Annotated in this window: 14 protein-coding genes; 9 read left to right on the plus strand and 5 right to left on the minus strand. The window is 72.7% G+C overall.

Features of this window, described 5'->3' with window-relative positions; translation table 11 throughout:
* Positions 1-2: 2 nt before the first annotated feature.
* Positions 3-1,310: a phenylacetate--CoA ligase PaaK gene (paaK, locus tag ACWDYJ_RS22875; protein WP_451567441.1), complete on the minus strand. Its 1,308-nt coding sequence runs from the start codon at positions 1,308-1,310 to the stop codon at positions 3-5.
* Between the two features lie 109 nt (positions 1,311-1,419).
* Between paaK and ACWDYJ_RS22880 the strand changes: the two genes are divergently transcribed.
* Complete coding sequence (locus ACWDYJ_RS22880) at positions 1,420-2,268, plus strand: alpha/beta fold hydrolase (protein ID WP_451567442.1); 849 nt, start codon at positions 1,420-1,422, stop codon at positions 2,266-2,268.
* Between the two features lie 214 nt (positions 2,269-2,482).
* Here ACWDYJ_RS22880 and ACWDYJ_RS22885 read toward each other — a convergent pair whose 3' ends face one another.
* Positions 2,483-4,114, minus strand: a complete 1,632-nt coding sequence (locus ACWDYJ_RS22885; protein ID WP_451567443.1) for an acyl-CoA synthetase — start codon at positions 4,112-4,114, stop codon at positions 2,483-2,485.
* 186 nt (positions 4,115-4,300) lie between these two features.
* Between ACWDYJ_RS22885 and ACWDYJ_RS22890 the strand changes: the two genes are divergently transcribed.
* The 7 genes from ACWDYJ_RS22890 (at position 4,301) to ACWDYJ_RS22920 (ending at position 10,464) form a co-directional block, all read left to right on the plus strand.
* Entirely contained in the window at positions 4,301-5,101 is an 801-nt protein-coding gene (locus ACWDYJ_RS22890) for a crotonase/enoyl-CoA hydratase family protein (protein WP_451567444.1), read from the plus strand.
* Between the two features lie 283 nt (positions 5,102-5,384).
* On the plus strand, positions 5,385-6,365 hold the full coding sequence (locus ACWDYJ_RS22895) for a Zn-ribbon domain-containing OB-fold protein (RefSeq protein ID WP_451567445.1): 981 nt from the start codon (positions 5,385-5,387) through the stop codon (positions 6,363-6,365).
* Positions 6,365-7,450, plus strand: coding sequence for a thiolase domain-containing protein (locus ACWDYJ_RS22900; RefSeq protein ID WP_451567446.1), 1,086 nt, complete (start codon positions 6,365-6,367; stop codon positions 7,448-7,450). Before ACWDYJ_RS22895 ends, ACWDYJ_RS22900 begins: the two co-directional genes overlap by 1 nt.
* On the plus strand, positions 7,447-8,622 hold the full coding sequence (locus ACWDYJ_RS22905) for a thiolase domain-containing protein (RefSeq protein WP_451567447.1): 1,176 nt from the start codon (positions 7,447-7,449) through the stop codon (positions 8,620-8,622). The genes ACWDYJ_RS22900 and ACWDYJ_RS22905 overlap by 4 nt, the downstream gene beginning before the upstream one ends.
* Before the next feature lie 132 nt (positions 8,623-8,754).
* Complete coding sequence (locus ACWDYJ_RS22910) at positions 8,755-8,982, plus strand: DUF397 domain-containing protein (RefSeq protein WP_451567480.1); 228 nt, start codon at positions 8,755-8,757, stop codon at positions 8,980-8,982.
* Between the two features lie 98 nt (positions 8,983-9,080).
* Entirely contained in the window at positions 9,081-9,485 is a 405-nt protein-coding gene (locus tag ACWDYJ_RS22915) for an ACT domain-containing protein (protein WP_451567448.1), read from the plus strand.
* A gap of 478 nt (positions 9,486-9,963) precedes the next feature.
* Entirely contained in the window at positions 9,964-10,464 is a 501-nt protein-coding gene (locus tag ACWDYJ_RS22920) for a hypothetical protein (RefSeq protein ID WP_451567449.1), read from the plus strand.
* A 47-nt stretch (positions 10,465-10,511) separates the two neighbouring features.
* Here ACWDYJ_RS22920 and kstD read toward each other — a convergent pair whose 3' ends face one another.
* The gene (gene kstD / locus ACWDYJ_RS22925) at positions 10,512-12,305 is read right to left on the minus strand and encodes a 3-oxosteroid 1-dehydrogenase (RefSeq protein WP_451567450.1); all 1,794 of its coding nucleotides are present in this window, start codon (positions 12,303-12,305) and stop codon (positions 10,512-10,514) included.
* A gap of 204 nt (positions 12,306-12,509) precedes the next feature.
* Complete coding sequence (locus tag ACWDYJ_RS22930) at positions 12,510-13,637, minus strand: aminoglycoside phosphotransferase family protein (protein ID WP_451567451.1); 1,128 nt, start codon at positions 13,635-13,637, stop codon at positions 12,510-12,512.
* Positions 13,638-13,866: 229 nt separating this feature from the next.
* On the opposite strand from ACWDYJ_RS22930, the gene ACWDYJ_RS22935 reads away from it, so the two are divergent.
* A complete protein-coding gene (locus ACWDYJ_RS22935) occupies positions 13,867-15,360 on the plus strand; it encodes a DNA-binding protein NsdB (RefSeq protein WP_451567452.1) in 1,494 nt (497 codons plus the stop codon).
* A gap of 146 nt (positions 15,361-15,506) precedes the next feature.
* Here ACWDYJ_RS22935 and ACWDYJ_RS22940 read toward each other — a convergent pair whose 3' ends face one another.
* Positions 15,507-16,931 (minus strand): PP2C family protein-serine/threonine phosphatase, encoded by a 1,425-nt coding sequence (locus ACWDYJ_RS22940; protein WP_451567453.1) that lies wholly within the window; start codon positions 16,929-16,931, stop codon positions 15,507-15,509.
* Positions 16,932-16,949: the final 18 nt, after the last annotated feature.

The raw sequence follows: 16,949 nt of genomic DNA on the forward strand, positions 1-16,949 counted from the left end.
TCTCAGCTCTCCGGTATCCCGCGGAGGTCCCGCAGCCGCTTGATCTTGCCTACCGAGCGCTCCAGCGTCTGCGGGTCCACCACCTCGACCCCGACGGAGACCCCGATCGACTCCTTGACGGCCCGCACGACCTCCGCGCCCGCGGCCCGGCGCCGCCCGGCATCGGACTCCCGGCGCGCCTCCACCCGTACGGTCAGGGCGTCCATGCGGCCCTCCCGGGTCAGCCGCAGCTGGAAATGCGGGGCGAGGCCCGGCGTGCGCAGGAGGATCTCCTCGATCTGCGTCGGGTACAGATTCACCCCGCGCAGAATGATCATGTCGTCGCTGCGCCCCGTCACCTTCTCCATCCGGCGGAAGGCAGGCCGGGCCGTCCCCGGCAGCAACCGCGTCAGGTCCCGGGTGCGGTAGCGGATGACGGGCATGGCCTCCTTGGTGAGGGAGGTGAACACCAGCTCCCCGGGCTCGCCGTCCGGGAGCACCGCCCCGGTCAGCGGATCGATCACCTCGGGATAGAAGTGGTCCTCCCAGATGTGCAGGCCGCCCTTGTGGGAGGCGAACTCCTGCGCCACACCCGGGCCGATCACCTCCGACAGGCCGTATATGTCCACGGCGTCGATGCCCAGCCGCTCCTCGATCTCACGGCGCATCTCCTCGGTCCACGGCTCGGCGCCGAAGATTCCCGTCCGCAGCGAGGTCGCGCGCGGGTCGATGCCCTGGCGCTCCATCTCGTCCAGCAGCGTGAGCATGTAGGACGGGGTCACCATGATGACCTCCGGCCGGAAGTCCTGGATCATCATGACCTGGCGGTCGGTCATGCCCCCGGAGGCGGGGACGACCGTACAGCCGAGCCGCTCCGCGCCGTAGTGGGCGCCGAGGCCGCCCGTGAACAGGCCGTACCCGTACGCGACGTGCACGATCTGCCCGGGCCGGGCGCCCGCCGCGCGCAATGACCGGGCGACGACATCGGCCCAGGTGGAGAGGTCTCGGTCGGTGTACCCGACCACCGTGGGGCGGCCCGTCGTACCGCTGGAGGCGTGGACGCGGCGCACCTCGGTGCGGGGCACGGCGAACATCCCGAAGGGGTACTGCTCGCGCAGACCGGCCTTGGTGGTGAGGGGGAAGAGGGCGAGATCGGCCAGGGTCCGGCAGTCGTCGGGACGCAGCCCCGCCTTGTCGAAGGCCTGCCGGTAGAACGGCACCCGGTCGTAGGCGCGGTGCAGGGTCGCGCGCAGCCGCTCGAGCTGGAGCGCGGCCAGCTCGTCGCGGCTCAGCCGCTCGCCTTCGTCGTGGAGATCCGCGTACGCCGTCATACCGTCACCTCACCAGGAGCCAACCAACCGAACGTTCATTCGGTAGATTGCCGGACCCGGCTGCGTAAATCAATGACTCGAACGGGTGATCGTCTGGTCGGATGCCGTCATGCCTTCCTTCCTCACCTACGACGGAACCGAACTCGCCTACCAGGTCCAGGGAGTCGGTGAACCGCTCGTCTGCCTCCCCGGCGGCCCCATGCGCGCCTCCGAGTACCTGGGCGACCTCGGCGGACTGGCCGCGGGGCGCCGCCTGGTCCTGCTCGACCTGCGCGGTACGGGCGACTCCGCGACGCCGACCGACGAGTCCACGTACCGGGTCGACCGCCAGGTCGCGGACGTGGAGGCGCTGCGGGCCCATCTCGACCTGGACCGCGTGGACCTCCTCGCGCACTCCGCCGGCGGCAACCTGGCCCAGCTGTACGCCGCGCAGCACCCTGAGCGGCTGCGCCGCCTCGCCCTGGTCACCCCCTCCGCCCTGGCCGTGGACCTCCCCGCCACCCCGGAGGACCGGCTGGGGGCGGCCCGGCTGCGGGCGGGCCGCGAGCCGTACGACGGTGCCGTCGCGGCCTTCGAGCGGATCCTCGCCGGGGCCGACGGCAACGAGGACTGGGATCTCGCCGGGCCGCTGTTCTACGGCCGCTGGGACGAGACGGCCCGGGCCCATTGCGCGGCGAACGCGCGGCAGCAGAACGAGAAGGCGGCCGGCACCTACGCCGGGCCGGGGGCCTTCGACCCGGCCGTGACCCGGGCGGGGCTGGGGCGGGTCACGGGTGAGGTGCTGGTGCTGGCCGGGGAAGTGGACGGCAACCCCCGCCCGGCCCTCGCGGCCCGGATCGCGGCCCTCTTCGCGCGGGGCGCGGTCGATGTGCAGCCTGCGGCTGGGCATTTCCCGTGGCTGGACGACGCCGATTGGTTCGCGGGGCGGGTGGAGAGGTTCCTGGCGTCGGGGGTGTGACCGGGCGGGCCTTGCCGGGGGCGGGGGTTGCCGCTGCGCGGAGCTGCTCCCCGCCCCGCCCTTTCGCCATCCCCCAGACCCCGTCCGGGGGGACCCCCAGCCGGGGCTCCGCCTCGGACCCCGCGCCTCAAACCCCCCCCAATGACTCCGTCATGGGGATACCCCCTGGCGGGGCTGAAGGCGGGCGCTCCGCCCCGGACCCCGCGCGGTGTGTTCAGGGGGTGGTGTCCGCCTCCGTTGCCACCGCCTTCGCCCAGCGGTAGTCCGCCTTGCCGCTCGGGGAGCGCTGGACGGTGGGGGTGATGACCAGTTGGCGTGGGATCTTGTAGCCCGCCAGGCGCGTGCGGCAGTGGCTCTGGATCTCCGCCAGCGTCGGCGTCGGCGCGCCCGCGCGGACCTGGACGACCGCGGCGACGTGACTGCCCCAGGTCGGGTCCGGGACGCCGGCGACCAGGGCGTCGTACACGTCCGGGTGCGACTTCAGCGCCTGCTCGACCTCCTCCGGGTAGACCTTCTCCCCACCCGTGTTGATGCACTGCGAGCCGCGGCCGAGCACCGTGACGATGCCCTCCTCGTCGACCGTCGCCATGTCGCCGAGCAGCACCCAGCGTTCCGCGCCCTTCTGGAAGAAGGTCTCGGCGGTCTTGGCCGGGTCGTTGTAGTAGCCGAGCGGGACGTATCCGCGCTGCGCGAGGCGCCCCGGTTCCCCGACGGCCACGGGCTCGTGCGTCACCGGGTCCACCACCCGCGTACGGTCGTTGACCTCGAGGCGGAAACCCTTCTCCGGACCGGAGTCGTCCGTCGCCCGGCCGTTGGACCCGGACTCGGACGACCCGAAGTTGTTCAGGAGCATCACGTTCGGCACGAGCCGCTGGAACTCGGCGCGCACCGTCTCGGACATGATCGCTCCGGACGAGGAGACGCTGAACAGCGAGGACAGGTCCGTCCCCCTCAGCGGGCCGTTCAGGGCGTCGATGAGGGGCCTGAGCATCGCGTCGCCCACCAGTGACACGCTGGAAACCCTCTCCTTCTCGATGGTCCGGAGCACTTCCTCGGGCGCGTACTTGCGGTGGATCACCACCCGCTGCCCGTAGTTGAAGGCGATGAACGAGGTCAGGGTCGAGGTCCCGTGCATCAGCGGCGGAGCGGGGAAGAAGGTGAGACCGGCCCCGCGCGCCGCGACCCGCTCGGCCAGTTCCTCGGGCCGTTTCACCGGCTCGCCCGTCGGCTCGCCGCCGAAGAGCCCCGCGAAGAAGAGGTCTTCGGCCCGCCACATGACGCCCTTGGGCATGCCGGTCGTACCGCCGGTGTAGATGATGAACAGGTCGTCGGCGGAGCGCGGGGCGAAACCGCGCTCGGGTGAGCCGGCCGCTTCGGCGTCCGCGTACGCGACCGGCGCGACCGCCGGCTCCGGCGCGCCCTCGGGGACCGCACCGACCCTGATCAGGTGCCGCAGCTTCGTGGTCTGCGGCAGCGCGGCCGCCACCCGCCCGGTGAACTCGCCCTCGAAGACGAGCGCGGCGAGGTCGGCGTCGTTGTAGAGGTAGACCAGCTCCTCCTCCACGTACCGGTAGTTGACGTTCACCGGCACCAGGCGGGCCTTGAGGCAGGCCAGCACGGTCTGGAGGTACTCGATCCCGTTGTAGAGGTGCAGGCCCAGGTGTTCGCCGGCCTTCAGCCCGCTGTCCAGCAGGTGGTGCGCGATGCGGTTGGCCGCCGCGTCCAGCTCCGCGTACGTCAGGCGGCGTTCGGCGCCGGTCCCGGGGTGGTCCACGTATACGAGGGCCTCGCGGTCCGGGACCACGTCCACGACCGACTCGAACAGGTCGGCAAGGTTGTACTCCACCGTTCCTCCTGACCCTGGAAATTCCATGGCAGTCGCATGGCTGGTCCGCTCCGGCGGTCATTACAGCGCCGCCGTCTGCAAGGGGGAAGGGAGCGGTCCAAGAAATCTGACTGACTGTCAGAAAACTATTGAACTGCACCCGCCCCTACTGCAACCTGTTCTAGGTCTTGAGACGGGAGGACGGCAATGGGTGGGACGGAACACCTGACCGTGGAGCGCCACGGCGCCACGCTGGTACTCACCATGAACAGGCCGGAGGCGAAGAACGCGCTCTCGCTTCCCCTGCTGGTGGGGCTCTACGACGGCTGGCTGGAGGCGGACGCGGACGACACGGTCCGCTCGGTGGTCCTGACGGGCGCGGGCGGCGACTTCTGCGCCGGCATGGACCTCAAGGCGCTGGCCGGGAAGGGGATGGCGGGCGACCAGTACCGCGACCGGCTCAGGGCCGACCCCGACCTGCACTGGAAGGCGATGCTGCGCCACCACCGGCCGCGCAAGCCGGTGATCGCCGCGGTGGAGGGGTACTGCGTGGCGGGCGGCACCGAGATCCTCCAGGGCACCGACATCCGGGTCGCCGCGCACGGCGCCACCTTCGGGCTGTTCGAGGTCAAACGGGGGCTGTTCCCGATCGGCGGCTCGACGGTGCGGCTGCCACGCCAGATCCCGCGCACGCACGCCCTGGAGATGCTGCTGACCGGACGTCCGTACTCGGCCGAGGAGGCGGCGCGGATCGGTCTCGTCGGACGGGTGGTGCCGGACGGGACGGCGCTGGAGGCCGCGCTGGAGATCGCCGAACGGATCAACGCGTGCGGGCCGCTCGCCGTCGAGGCGGTCAAGGCGTCCGTCTACCAAGCCGCCGAGCTGACGGAGACCGAGGGGCTGGCGGCCGAACTCGCCCGGGGGTGGCCGATCTTCGACACGGCCGACGCCAGGGAGGGGGCGCGGGCCTTCGCCGAAAAGCGGCCGGCGGTGTACCGGCGGGAGTAGCCGCCGGTGCCGGTGCCGGTGCCGGTGCCGGTGCTGTGCGTGGGCCTGCGCGGCGCCGCTGCCGGGGGCGCCGCCCCCGGACCCCCGCGCCTCAATCGCCGGCGGGGCTTCAAAGACCAGGGCTCCGCCCCGGACCCCGCGCCTCACCCCCCAATGACTCCGTCATGGGGATACCCCCTGGCGGGGCTGAGAAGGCCCCGGACAGGGCTGGAAATGCCTCCGGCGGGGCCGAAAGGACGCCGGTGAGGCCGAGAAGACCGTTCCCGAAGATCGGAGAGCCACCATGACAGCCGCGTCCCCACCCGAGGTGCTCCGGGCGCCCCTCGTCGTCGAGTTTCCCTTCACCCGCTCCCTCGGACCCGTCCAGAGCGCCTTCCTCACCGGCCTGCGCGAAGGGGTCGTCCTCGGCGTCAGGACCTCCGACGGCAGGGTGATGGTGCCGCCCGTCGAGTACGACCCCGTCACCGCCGAGGAGATCCGCGACCTCGTCGAGGTCGGCGTCACCGGCACCGTCACCACCTGGGCCTGGAACGGCGTTCCCCGCCCCCACCAGCCTCTCGACACCCCCTTCGCCTGGGTCCTGGTCACCCTCGACGGCGCCGACACCGCCCTCCTGCACGCCCTCGACGCCCCCGGCCCCGACGCCGTGCGCACCGGCATGCGGGTCCGCGTCCGGTGGGCCGCCGACCGGACCGGCGCCATCACCGACATCGCCTGCTTCGAGCCGTACGAGGGCGCGAACGAGGGGACCGAAGGCCCGGAGCGCCGCCAAGCCGCCCCGCACACCGGGGAGTTCGCCGACCCCGTGACCGGCATCGTCGCCGCCGCCCGCCTGGACTACACGTACAGCCCCGGCCGCGCCCAGAGCGCCTACATCAACGCCCTCTCCGAGCGGCGGACCGTCGGCGAACGCTGCCCCTCCTGCCACAAGGTCTACGTCCCGCCGCGCGGCGCGTGCCCGACCTGCGGGGTCGCCACCACCGACGAGGTCGAGGTCGGCCCGGCCGGCACGGTCACCACGTACTGCATCGTCAACATCAAGGCGCGCGGCCTCGACATCGAAGTCCCCTACGTCTACGCCCACATCGCCCTCGACGGCGCCGGCCTCGCCCTCCACGGCCGGATCGGCGGCATCCCGTACGACCAGGTCCGCATGGGCCTGCGCGTCGAACCGGTGTGGACCGAGGGCGGCCGCCACCCCGACCACTACCGTCCCACCGGCGAGCCGGACGCGGACTACGACGCGTACAAGGAGCTCATCTGATGCCGAAGACGCCGCCGACCCCGCCGACACCGAGGCACGCACGCGACGTGGCCGTCGTCGCCTTCGCGCAGAGCGACCACCTGCGCCGCACCGACGAGCTCAGCGAAGTCGAGATGGTCATGCCGGTCCTGCACCAGGTCCTGGCCCGGACCGGCCTGAAGGCCAACGAGATCGGCTTCACCTGCTCCGGTTCCAGCGACTACCTCGCCGGCCGGGCCTTCTCCTTCACCATGACCCTCGACGGCGTCGGCGCCTGGCCGCCGATCTCCGAGTCGCACGTCGAGATGGACGGCGCCTGGGCCCTCTACGAGGCCTGGGTCAAGATCCAGACCGGCGAGGCCGACACCGCACTCGTCTACGCGTACGGGAAGTCCTCGCCCGGATCCGTACGCGACGTCCTCACCCGCCAGCTCGACCCGTACTACGTCGCCCCCCTGTGGCCCGACGCGGTGGCCCTGGCCGCCCTCCAGGCCCAGGCCCTGATCGACGCGGGGGAGACGGACGAGCCGGCCCTCGCCGCGATCGGCGCCCGCAGCCGCGCCGCCGCCCGGGCGAACCCGCACGCCCAGCTGACCGGCGCCGTCCCGCAGGGCGCCTACCAGGTGGCCCCGCTGCGCACCGGCGACTGCCCGCCCGTCGGCGACGGCGCGGCCGCGGTGATCCTGGCCGCGGGCGACGTCGCCCGGCGGCTGTGCGAGCGGCCCGCCTGGATCACCGGCATCGACCACCGCATCGAGGCCCACAGCCTGGGCCTGCGCGACCTCACCGACTCCCCGTCCACCCGGATCGCCGCCGAACACGCCGGGGTCTTCGAGGCCCCGGTGGACACGGCGGAACTGCACGCGCCGTTCTCCTCGCAGGAGGTCGTGCTCAAGAAGGCCCTCGGTCTCGGCGACGACGTGGCCGTCAACCCCTCGGGCGGGGCGCTCGCCGCCAACCCGGTGATGGCCGCGGGCCTGATCCGGATCGGCGAGGCGGCCGCCCGCATCCACCGCGGCGAGTCCGACCGGGCCGTCGCCCACGCCACCTCGGGTCCCTGCCTCCAGCAGAACCTGGTCGCCGTCCTGGAAGGGGACCCCGCATGAACAGGACGGGCAAGGAGCCGGTGGCCGTCGTCGGCATCGGCCAGACCAAGCACGTGTCCGCCCGCCACGACGTCTCCATCGCCGGACTGGTCCGAGAGGCGGCCGCCCGCGCCCTCGCGGACGCCGAACTGACCTGGGCGGACATCGACGCCGTCGTCATCGGCAAGGCCCCCGACTTCTTCGAGGGGGTGATGATGCCGGAGCTGTACCTGGCGGACGCGCTCGGCGCGGTCGGCAAGCCCATGCTCCGCGTCCACACGGCCGGTTCGGTCGGCGGTTCCACCGCCCTGGTCGCCTCCAACCTGGTCGCCGCCCGCGTCCACCGCACCGTCCTCACCCTCGCCTTCGAGAAGCAGTCGGAGTCCAACGCCATGTGGGGTCTCTCCCTGCCCGTCCCCTTCCAGCAGCCGCTGCTGGCGGGCGCCGGCGGGTTCTTCGCCCCGCACGTGCGCGCGTACATGCGGCGCACCGGCGCGCCCGACACCGTCGGCTCGCTCGTCGCGTACAAGGACCGCCGCAACGCGCTGAAGAATCCGTACGCCCACCTGCACGAGCACGACCTCACCCTGGAGAAGGTCCAGGCCTCGCCGATGCTGTGGGACCCGATCCGGTACTCCGAGACCTGTCCGTCCTCCGACGGGGCCTGCGCGATGATCCTCACCGACCGGGCGGGCGCGGGCCGTTCACCGAAGCCGCCGGCCTGGGTGCACGGCGGGGCGATGCGCAGCGAGCCGACCCTCTTCGCGGGCAAGGACTTCGTCTCGCCGCAGGCGGGCAAGGACTGCGCGGCGGACGTCTACCGGCAGGCCGGGATCAGCGACCCGCGCCGCGAGATCGACGCCGTGGAGCTCTACGTGCCCTTCTCCTGGTACGAGCCGATGTGGCTGGAGAACCTCGGCTTCGCGGAGGAGGGCGAGGGCTGGAAGCTGACCGAGGCCGGGGTCACCGAACTCGACGGCGACCTCCCCGTGAACCCCTCCGGCGGAGTGCTGTCCACCAACCCGATCGGTGCCTCCGGCATGATCCGCTTCGCGGAGGCGGCGCTCCAGGTCCGCGGCCAGGCCGGGGAACACCAGATCCCGGGAGCCCGCCGGGCGCTCGGGCACGCCTACGGCGGCGGGGCGCAGTTCTTCGCGATGTGGCTGGTGGGGGCCGAGGCGCCGGTCTCCTGAACGGCCGCGGAACGGGAATCCACCTCCCGGGCCGGGTACCGGTCACCCACCGTGCCCTGTGCGCCACCCGCCGCGATGGCTACCCTGGCGGCCGGACGACGTACCGGGAGGAGCACGCACGTGGCCGAGAGCATGACTTCGCAGTCCCTCGCTGGCTGGGGCAAGCCCGAGCTGGATCTCAGCGGGGCGGACTGGCGGTCGAGCAGTCGAGGGGTGGGCGATGTCCAGATCGCCTTCGTGGAGGGGTTCATCGCGATGCGCAACAGCGAGCGCCCCGACAGCCCCTCGCTGATCTTCGCGCCGGACGAGTGGCGCAAGTTCGTCGTGGAGGCCCGAGGTGGGGAGTTCGACCTGACGTGACCCGGCCGGGCGCGGAGCCGCCGCCCTGGCGGCGGCCCGTCCCCCCGGATCCGCCCCGCCCCCGGATCCGCCCCCGCCCCCGCACCTAGGGTGGAGGCATGAGCGGCGAGACTGACCTGCGGAAACTGCTGAGCGGTATGCGGCCCGAGCTGAACGAGGGGCGGTACGTGTTCTGTACCGTCCCCGGCACCACCGTGCCGGCCGGGACCGCACCGGTCGCCACCGTCCTGGAGCCCGAGGGGCTCACCCTGGTCCTGCGTCAGGAGGACGCCGACGCGGCAGGGCTCGCCTACGCGTACACCGCGGGCTGGATCACCCTTCGGATCCACTCGGCCCTGGACGCCGTCGGCCTCACCGGAGCCTTCGCCGCCGAACTCGCCGCCCACGGCCTCAGCTGCAATGTGATCGCCGGCTACCACCACGACCACCTGTTCGTGGCCGCCGACCGGGCCGCCGAGGCCGTCCGCGTGCTGGAGCAACTGGCCGCCCGTTCGGCGGAATAGCGGAACGGGCGGAACAACGGAATCCGGCACCCGTACGCCCGTGGCGCGAGCCGCCTACCGCGCCTCCCGGGACCTCGCGGCGGTGCTACGCGAACACCGGCCGGACGCACCCGTGTGGCGGCAGCCCCTCACCGGCGAACCGGCGTCCTTCGACCCCGCCGACGCGGCCGACGCGGTCGCCCGGACGTTCGAGGCGGTGATCCCCGGCCCGGCGCCGATGGCGGGCCGCCCTGGCGGACGTCGAGGCCGCGGACGGCGCCGGCGACCTGGTGCTGTTCCTCCGGCAGCGGCTGCCCGCCACGTCGCTCCACGTCACCGGCGGCGCCGCACGGCTCGGCCGCTGGTTCACGCAGCGGTAAGGAGTCTCGCCCGCCGTAGCCCCGTACGAGGTTCCGCGCCCCCCGGAGCCGCGGCGCCCGGCGGCCCGCGGAAGGCCCCCAGGCCGGAAATCCCCCGCGCGTGCACGTACCATGGCGGCATGTCCTTCCTCCGCCGCCACCGCGCCGCCACACCCGCCGGCCCGGACTTCGACGTCCTGGCCATGGACCCGGGGGACTGGCCGGGCAATCTCGGGGCCGGGCTGCTGCCCGCCGCCGACGGCAGCTGCCAGGGTGTCTTCCTCCGCTACGACCTGTTCGGCGGCCGCGGTCCCGCCATGATCATCGGAAACCTCCCGGAGGGATCCCCCGCCCGGGACCTCGCCGAGGGCGAGGTTCCCTTCGAGGTGGCCCAGCTCCTCGCCGCCCTCGAGAACGACGAGGAGGTCGAGGTCTCCGGCTCCGAGGACTGCCCCGTCATGCAGGGCGACAACCTCCTCATCGTCCGCAAGGTCAAGCTCTCCGAGAGCCGGATCTCCTGCGTGCAGTTCGACCGCAGCGACAACGTCCTCGTGACCATCGCCAGCTGGGACCGCCCGATCACCGACGACCTCTACGCGCTGCTGAAGCCGCTGCCCGCCGAGCTGTTCCAGCAAGGCTGAGGTTTCGCGGCCCGCACATCCGCGTAACGTCCGCCTGCGCCATCCGCCTACGCGTCCGCGATGTCGTTCGCCGCGACATAGCCGAAGGTCATCGCGGGCCCGAGGGTCGATCCGGCCCCCGCGTAGCTGTGCCCCATGACCGCCGCGCTGGCGTTGCCCGCCGCCCACAGCCCAGGGATCACCGAGCCGTCCGCCCGCAGCGCACGGGCCCGCGCGTCCGTGACGATGCCGCCCTTCGTCCCGAGATCCCCCGGCACGATCCTGAAGGCGTAGAACGGCGGCGCCCACACCGGCGCCAGGCACGAGTTCGGCTGCACGTTCGGATCCGTGTAGTAGTGGTCGTACGCCGTGTCGCCCCGGTGGTGGTCGGTGTCGGTGCCGTTCCACGCCTGGGCGTTGAACCGGCCCAGCGTCGCCCGCAGCGCGGCCGCCGGCACCCCGATCTGACCCGCCAGGGCGTCCCAGGTCCAGGCCTTCTTCGCCGCCCCCGCCTCGTACCACGCGTCGGGGAAGGGCAGGGTCGGCAGAATGTCCTTGAACAGGTACTTGTTGCGGTAGTGCTGGTCCACGATCAGCCACGCCGGGATATGCGAACCGGGCGCGCCCCGGTCCTTCTCGTACATCACGTGCACCACATCGCTGTACGGCGCCGCCTCGTTCACGAACCGGGCCCCCGCCTGATTGACCATCAGGCCGCCCGGCAGCGTCCGCTCGGCCAGGCAGAAGTACGGCTCGCCCGGCAGCGGGATCGACGGCCCCCACCAGGCGTCCTCCATCAACGCCAGCGCCGCTCCGGCCTGTTCGCCCGCCCGGATCCCGTCGCCGGTGTTCTCCTTCGCGCCCACCGACCACTCGGTGCCGATCGGCTGCTGCTGGTAGCGCTCCCGCATCTCCGCGTTGTGCTCGAAGCCGCCGGAGCCGATGACCACGCCCTTGCGGGCCCGTACGACACCCCGTACGCCGTCCTTCTCCACCACGACGCCGGTGACCGCCCCGCCCTCCTGGACCAGTTCGACGAGCGGGCTGTCCAGCCACACCGGCACCCCCGCCCGCGACAGTCCCGCCCGCAGCCCGGCGGCGAGGGCCTGGCCCATGGTCAGCGGCTTCTGCCCGAGCAGCGCGGCCTTCGTCCCGCGCGCCAGGCACTCGGTGGACACCGCGAGCCCCTTCGCGCTGACCGCCGCGAGGTTGAGCCACTTGTAGTCCTGGCTGAACACCACCATCCCGGCCGGCACCGGCATGTACGCCGGGTTCAGGCGCGCCAGCTCGGAGCCGAGGACGTTCCCGTCGATCTGGTCCGGCTCGATGGAGCGGCCGTTCGGCAGCCCTCCGGGCAGATTCGGGTAGTAGTCGCTGTAGCCGTCCATGAAACGGAACTTCAGCGGGCTGTTGGCCATGACGAAGTCCAGCATCCGCGGCCCGTTGGCGAGGAACGCCCGCTGCCGGTCGGCCGGTACGTCGGGCCCCACCACCGCCGAGAGGTACGCCGCCGCCTTCTCCGGGGTGTCCGGCACCCCCGCGCCCAGGATCACCGAGTTGTTCGGCAGCCATATGCCGGCGCCGGAACGGGCGGCCGAGCCGCCGAAGGTCGGGGCCTTCTCCACCACCAGCACGCTCAGGCCCCGCCCGGCGGCGGTGAGGGCGGCGGTCATCCCGGACGCCCCCGACCCGACCACGACGACGTCGTACTCGCCGAGCGGAACCCCGTCATCGGCGCCGGAGCCCCGCGCGGCGGCGCCCGGCAGCACGGTGGCGGCGAGCACCCCGGCCCCCGCCCCGGCGAGCACCGTCCGGCGGGAGGGGAGACAGGAGGCGGGCGAAAGGTCCGGGCTGTCGGTCATGGGCAGGCTCCAGCGGCAGGGGAGGAAGAGGAACGGCTTCAGCATGACTGACGCCGGATCAGAAAAGGTCTTCGGGGGATCATGTGATGTCAAGACATGGACGGCGCCCACACGGGGGGCCCGTACGCAAAAATCCCGTGGGCCGCACACCAGGTGTGCGGCCCACGGGATCTCTTACGGGGCGCCGGGCGCCGGGCGTCGCGGTCAGCGCGTGCCGACCGCCGCGCGGACCGCTCTGCGGGCCATCCCCGCATCGTCGTGCAGGCGGCGCAGCAGCAGACGCTGCTCCTCACCCGAGGACAGGGCCCCCGCCGGCAGAGGCTGGGCAGGGGCGGCCGCCAGCATCGAGCGCTGTACCGCCGTCTCGGACATCCGGATCTCCCGCGTCAGCACCAGCATCAGGTTCACCAGGAAGGCGTCCCGGGCCGCCGGGCCCGCTGCCTGGGCGAGCCGGCTGATCTGGGCACGGGCCGCGGGGGCGTCACCCAGCACCGTCCACAGCGTGGCCAGGTCGTAGCCCGGCAGGTACCAGCCCGCGTGCTCCCAGTCGAGCAGCACCGGCCCGGCCGGGGACAGCAGCAGGTTCGACAGCAGGGCGTCGCCGTGGTTGAACTGCCACGTGATGCCGGCCGGTCGAAGCCCGTGCAGCAGCTTCTGCAGATCGCCGAAGTCCCGGTCGGTCAGCAGTCCCAGCTGGTGGTCCCGCGAGATCCGCCGCGCGTAGTCCAGCGGGTGCCCGAAGAGGTCGGCCGGCGGCCGCCACTGGTTCACCCGGCACACCGCGCCCAGCGCGGCCCGTAGATCGGTCCGGGGCGGGGCCTCCACCGGATGCCGCTGAAGGGCCGCGACCCGCCCCGCCATCCGCTCGACGACCAGGACGCAGTTCTCCGGATCGGCGGCGATCAGCCGCGGCACCCGGACCGGCGGGCGGTGCCGGACGAACGTCCGGTACGTCGCTATTTCGTGCCGGTACCGCTCGCGCCACTCGGGCGAATGGTCCAGTAAAACCTTCGCGACGGCGGTCATCCGTCCCGTCGTCCCCACCAGGAGGACCGATCGGCCGCTGCGCCGCAGCACCTGTACGGGCGCGAACTCGGGACAGATCCGCTGCACCGACGCGAGCGCGGTGCGCAGCTGCGCCCCCTGCGGCCCCGACAGGTCGATTCTTCCGCTGAGCGGCTGTGGCGATCCGGCCCCCGGCAGCCGCCGCGCCCGTACGGCGCCCTGCGCCGGGGCCGGCGGGCGGCCGGGGTCGAGGTAGGGGCCGCCGCCCGCCTGGAGCGTGCGGTGCGGCCGGACCGGGGCGGACACGGAGGACGTTGCTGCGTACATGGCGTTTACGGTTCCCTTCGTGCGCCGACGAGTGCGTACGCCGCCCCGCCGATCCCGTACTTCACCCTGGGGAGTTCCGCCGGTGACCGGGTCGGGGAGGCGCATTCCTACCTGACACCCGGCCGTGGGTGGCGGACCATCGAGCGGACCCTGGCGAACCCTGGCGAATAGTCGCTGGGCATCTGACGGGGGGTTACTGTCAACTCAGCCGAGAACCTGGGGGCTTGAAGTGAGCAGAGGACCAAACGCCCGCCTGAACGATCTGTTCGGTCTGGCAGGCTGGTCGAAGGGCGAACTGGCGAGGATGGTCAACCGGCAGGCGGCGGCGATGGGCCACCACCAGCTGGCCACCGACACCTCGCGGGTGCGGCGCTGGATCGACATGGGGGAGACCCCGCGCGAACCGGTGCCCACGGTGCTGGCAGCCCTGTTCACCGAGCGGCTCGGTCGTGTCGTGACCATCGAGGACCTCGGGTTCGTACGGCAGCGGCGCACCAGCAGACGGCAGCCGGACGGGGTGCGGGAGAACCCCGACGGAGTGCCCTGGGCGCCCGAACGCACAGCCGCGGTCCTCACCGAATTCACGGGAATGGACCTCATGCTCAACCGTCGCGGCCTGATGGGCGCGGGAGCCGCGCTCACCGCCGGCTCAGCCCTCAGCAACGCCATGTACGACTGGCTCCACACCGACCCCGCCACCGCCGAGGACGCCCAGCGCTTCGGTGATTCCCAGGCCGAGCAGGCCGGCTACGGCCGCTACGAGGCCGCTCCGATCGGCTCCCAGGAGATCGCGGCCCTGGAACGCTCCGTCGAGGTCTTCCGGGCCTGGGACGCCTCCAGGGGCGGCGGGCTCCAGCGCAAGGCCGTCGTGGGTCAGCTCAACGAGGTGGGCGGCATGCTCGCCTACCACCACCCCGACCACCTCCAGCGGCGGCTGTGGGGGGTGGCGGCCAACCTGGCCGTACTGGCGGGCTGGATGTCGCACGACGTCGGCCTCGAACCCACCGCCCAGAAGTACTTCGTCATCGCCGCGCACGCCGCCCGCGAGGGCGGCGACCGGCCGCGCGCCGGCGAGGCGCTGTCCCGGGCGGCCCGCCAGATGGTGCACCTCGGCAAGCCCCACGAGGCCCTGGACCTGATGAAGCTGGCGCAGTCCGGCTCCGGCGAGCAGACCCTGCCGCGCACCCGCGCCATGCTGCACACCATCGAGGCGTGGGCCCAGGCCGCCATGGGCAAGGGCCAGGCCATGCGCCGCACGCTCGGCGAGGCCGAGGACCTGTTCGTGTCCGACAAGGGCGACGTACCGCCGCCGTCGTGGATGCAGCACTTCGACGAGGCGGATCTGCACGGCATGCAGGCCCTGGCGTACCGCACGCTCGCCGACCACGACGCCACGGCGGCGCCGGTCGCGGCACGGCACGCCATGGAGGCGCTGCGACTGCGCGGCGAGGGCTACCAGCGCTCGCAGATCTTCGACTACCTCTCCCTGGCCTCGGCCTGCTTCATCGCCGACGACCCGGAACAGGCCGACCGCTACGCCCGTCTCGCCCTCGTCTCGATGAACGAGACCTCCTCGCACCGGACGTGGGACCGGCTGCGCGAGATGTACCGGCTCACAGGCCAGTACGCCGGCTACGCGCGCATCGAGGACCTGCGCGAAGAGATCGAGCTGGCCCTCCCGAACGGCCCCGCGCCGCGTGCCCCGCGCGGCGCCGAGGTCTGAGCGGGCACCGAGCTGAGCGGGCACCGAGGTCTGCGGGCAGTGGGGGCCGAGAGGGCGTGGGAGCCCGCGGCAGGGGGCACACGAGAAAGGCCGCGCCGGCCGGCGCGGCCCCTGAATCCCGTCCCCCGGCCCGGTGGGCCGCGCGACTAACCGCCTATCCGGGCGACCAGGACGCACGCGTCGTCCTCGCGCTCGCTCTCGCCGAACTCCTCCGTCACCATCCGTACGCAGTCCCGTGCCGACCGCGCCGCCGAGAACCGCGGCGCGAGCGCCAGCAGCCGCTCCGTCCCGTCCGCCCGGCTGAACTCGATGCTGCGCGGGGTCAGACCGTCCGTGTGCAGGATGAGTACGTCGCCCTCTTCCAGCCGCTCCTCGGCCTGCCCGTACGCCGCCCCGGAGGTCGCCCCCAGCAGCACGCCCTCCGGCGGCTGGAGCGCACGGCCCTGGCCGCGGCGGAAGAGCAGCGGCGCTGGGTGTCCGGCCTGCGCCCAGGAGAGCATCCGGCGCGCGGGGTCGTAGCGGCAGCAGACCGCCGAACCGAGGGAGGGCTGCACCGTGTTCTCCAGCAGCTGGTTGAGCCAGCCCATCAGCGGGCCCGGCTCGATCCCGGCCATGGCCATACCGCGCAGGGCGCCGAGCATCATCGCCATCCCGGAGGTGGCGCTCACCCCGTGGCCGGTGAGGTCACCGACCGTCAGCAGCGAGCAGCCGTCGGGGAGTTCGAGCGCGTCGTACCAGTCGCCGCCGATCAGCGCGCTGGTCGCGGAAGGGAGGTAGTGCGCGGCGACGTCCATCGCGCCCTCGTTGCGGTGCGGGAACCGCAGGGAGCCGCGCCACGGCGGGAGCACGGCCTCCTGGAGCTCGACCGCCAGCCGGTGCTCGGTCTGCGCGATCTCCCGTCGGCGCTGGAGCGAGTCACGGGACTCGCGTACCGCCCGCTGGCTGCGGCGCAGTTCGCTGACGTCGCGCAGTACGGCCCACATGGAGGCCGTGCAGCCGTCGGAGTCGAGTACCGGCTCGCCCCTCATGTGCAGTGTCCGCACCCGGCCGTCGGCCCGGACGATGCGGAATTCGCCGTCTATCGGCTTGCCGTCCACGAGGCAGTCGGTGACCATCGCGGTCAGCAGGGGCTGGTCCTCGGAGAACAGGTTCGAGCCCAGTTCGTCCAGGGGCAGGGGGCCCGCCTCGGGGGACCGGCCGAAGATCTCGAAGAGCTCGTCGGACCAGGTGACCTCGTCCGTCAGCAGGTTCCACTCGGAGCTGCCGACGCGGGTCTGGCGGTCCTCCGGCGCGGCCTCGGGGACGGCCTCGGGCAGTTCGACGACCTCGGGCGCGGGCGGCAGGCCCTCCTTGAGCTGGCCGAGGTGCTGGCCGAGGTCGTCGAGGTGGTGCACGGCGAGATCGCACAGGGCGCGCTGCCAGCGGCCCTGGGCGTCGTCGTCGTCCACGACGGTGTCGCGGCGGACCGCGTCCACTTCTCCCCGCAAGCGGCGGGTCTGTGAAATCAGCGCGTCCACCGCTCCGGGCTCGGGGGGCTGCGCGGGACGGTCCGCGGACAGGTGCGACGGCATGAGAACTCCGATACAGGC

It is taken from the genome of Streptomyces sp. NPDC003042 (assembly GCF_053591315.1).

Coding starts and splice junctions, on each gene's coding strand:
- ACWDYJ_RS22890 (WP_451567444.1), top strand. CDS start 4,301: ATGGGTGGGACGGAACACCTGACCGTGGAGCGCCACGGCGCCACGCTG.
- ACWDYJ_RS22880 (WP_451567442.1), top strand. CDS start 1,420: ATGCCTTCCTTCCTCACCTACGACGGAACCGAACTCGCCTACCAGGTC.
- ACWDYJ_RS22905 (WP_451567447.1), top strand. CDS start 7,447: ATGAACAGGACGGGCAAGGAGCCGGTGGCCGTCGTCGGCATCGGCCAG.
- ACWDYJ_RS22895 (WP_451567445.1), top strand. CDS start 5,385: ATGACAGCCGCGTCCCCACCCGAGGTGCTCCGGGCGCCCCTCGTCGTC.
- kstD (WP_451567450.1), bottom strand. CDS start 12,305: ATGACCGACAGCCCGGACCTTTCGCCCGCCTCCTGTCTCCCCTCCCGC.
- ACWDYJ_RS22930 (WP_451567451.1), bottom strand. CDS start 13,637: ATGTACGCAGCAACGTCCTCCGTGTCCGCCCCGGTCCGGCCGCACCGC.
- ACWDYJ_RS22910 (WP_451567480.1), top strand. CDS start 8,755: ATGACTTCGCAGTCCCTCGCTGGCTGGGGCAAGCCCGAGCTGGATCTC.
- ACWDYJ_RS22940 (WP_451567453.1), bottom strand. CDS start 16,931: ATGCCGTCGCACCTGTCCGCGGACCGTCCCGCGCAGCCCCCCGAGCCC.
- paaK (WP_451567441.1), bottom strand. CDS start 1,310: ATGACGGCGTACGCGGATCTCCACGACGAAGGCGAGCGGCTGAGCCGC.
- ACWDYJ_RS22900 (WP_451567446.1), top strand. CDS start 6,365: ATGCCGAAGACGCCGCCGACCCCGCCGACACCGAGGCACGCACGCGAC.
- ACWDYJ_RS22920 (WP_451567449.1), top strand. CDS start 9,964: ATGTCCTTCCTCCGCCGCCACCGCGCCGCCACACCCGCCGGCCCGGAC.
- ACWDYJ_RS22915 (WP_451567448.1), top strand. CDS start 9,081: ATGAGCGGCGAGACTGACCTGCGGAAACTGCTGAGCGGTATGCGGCCC.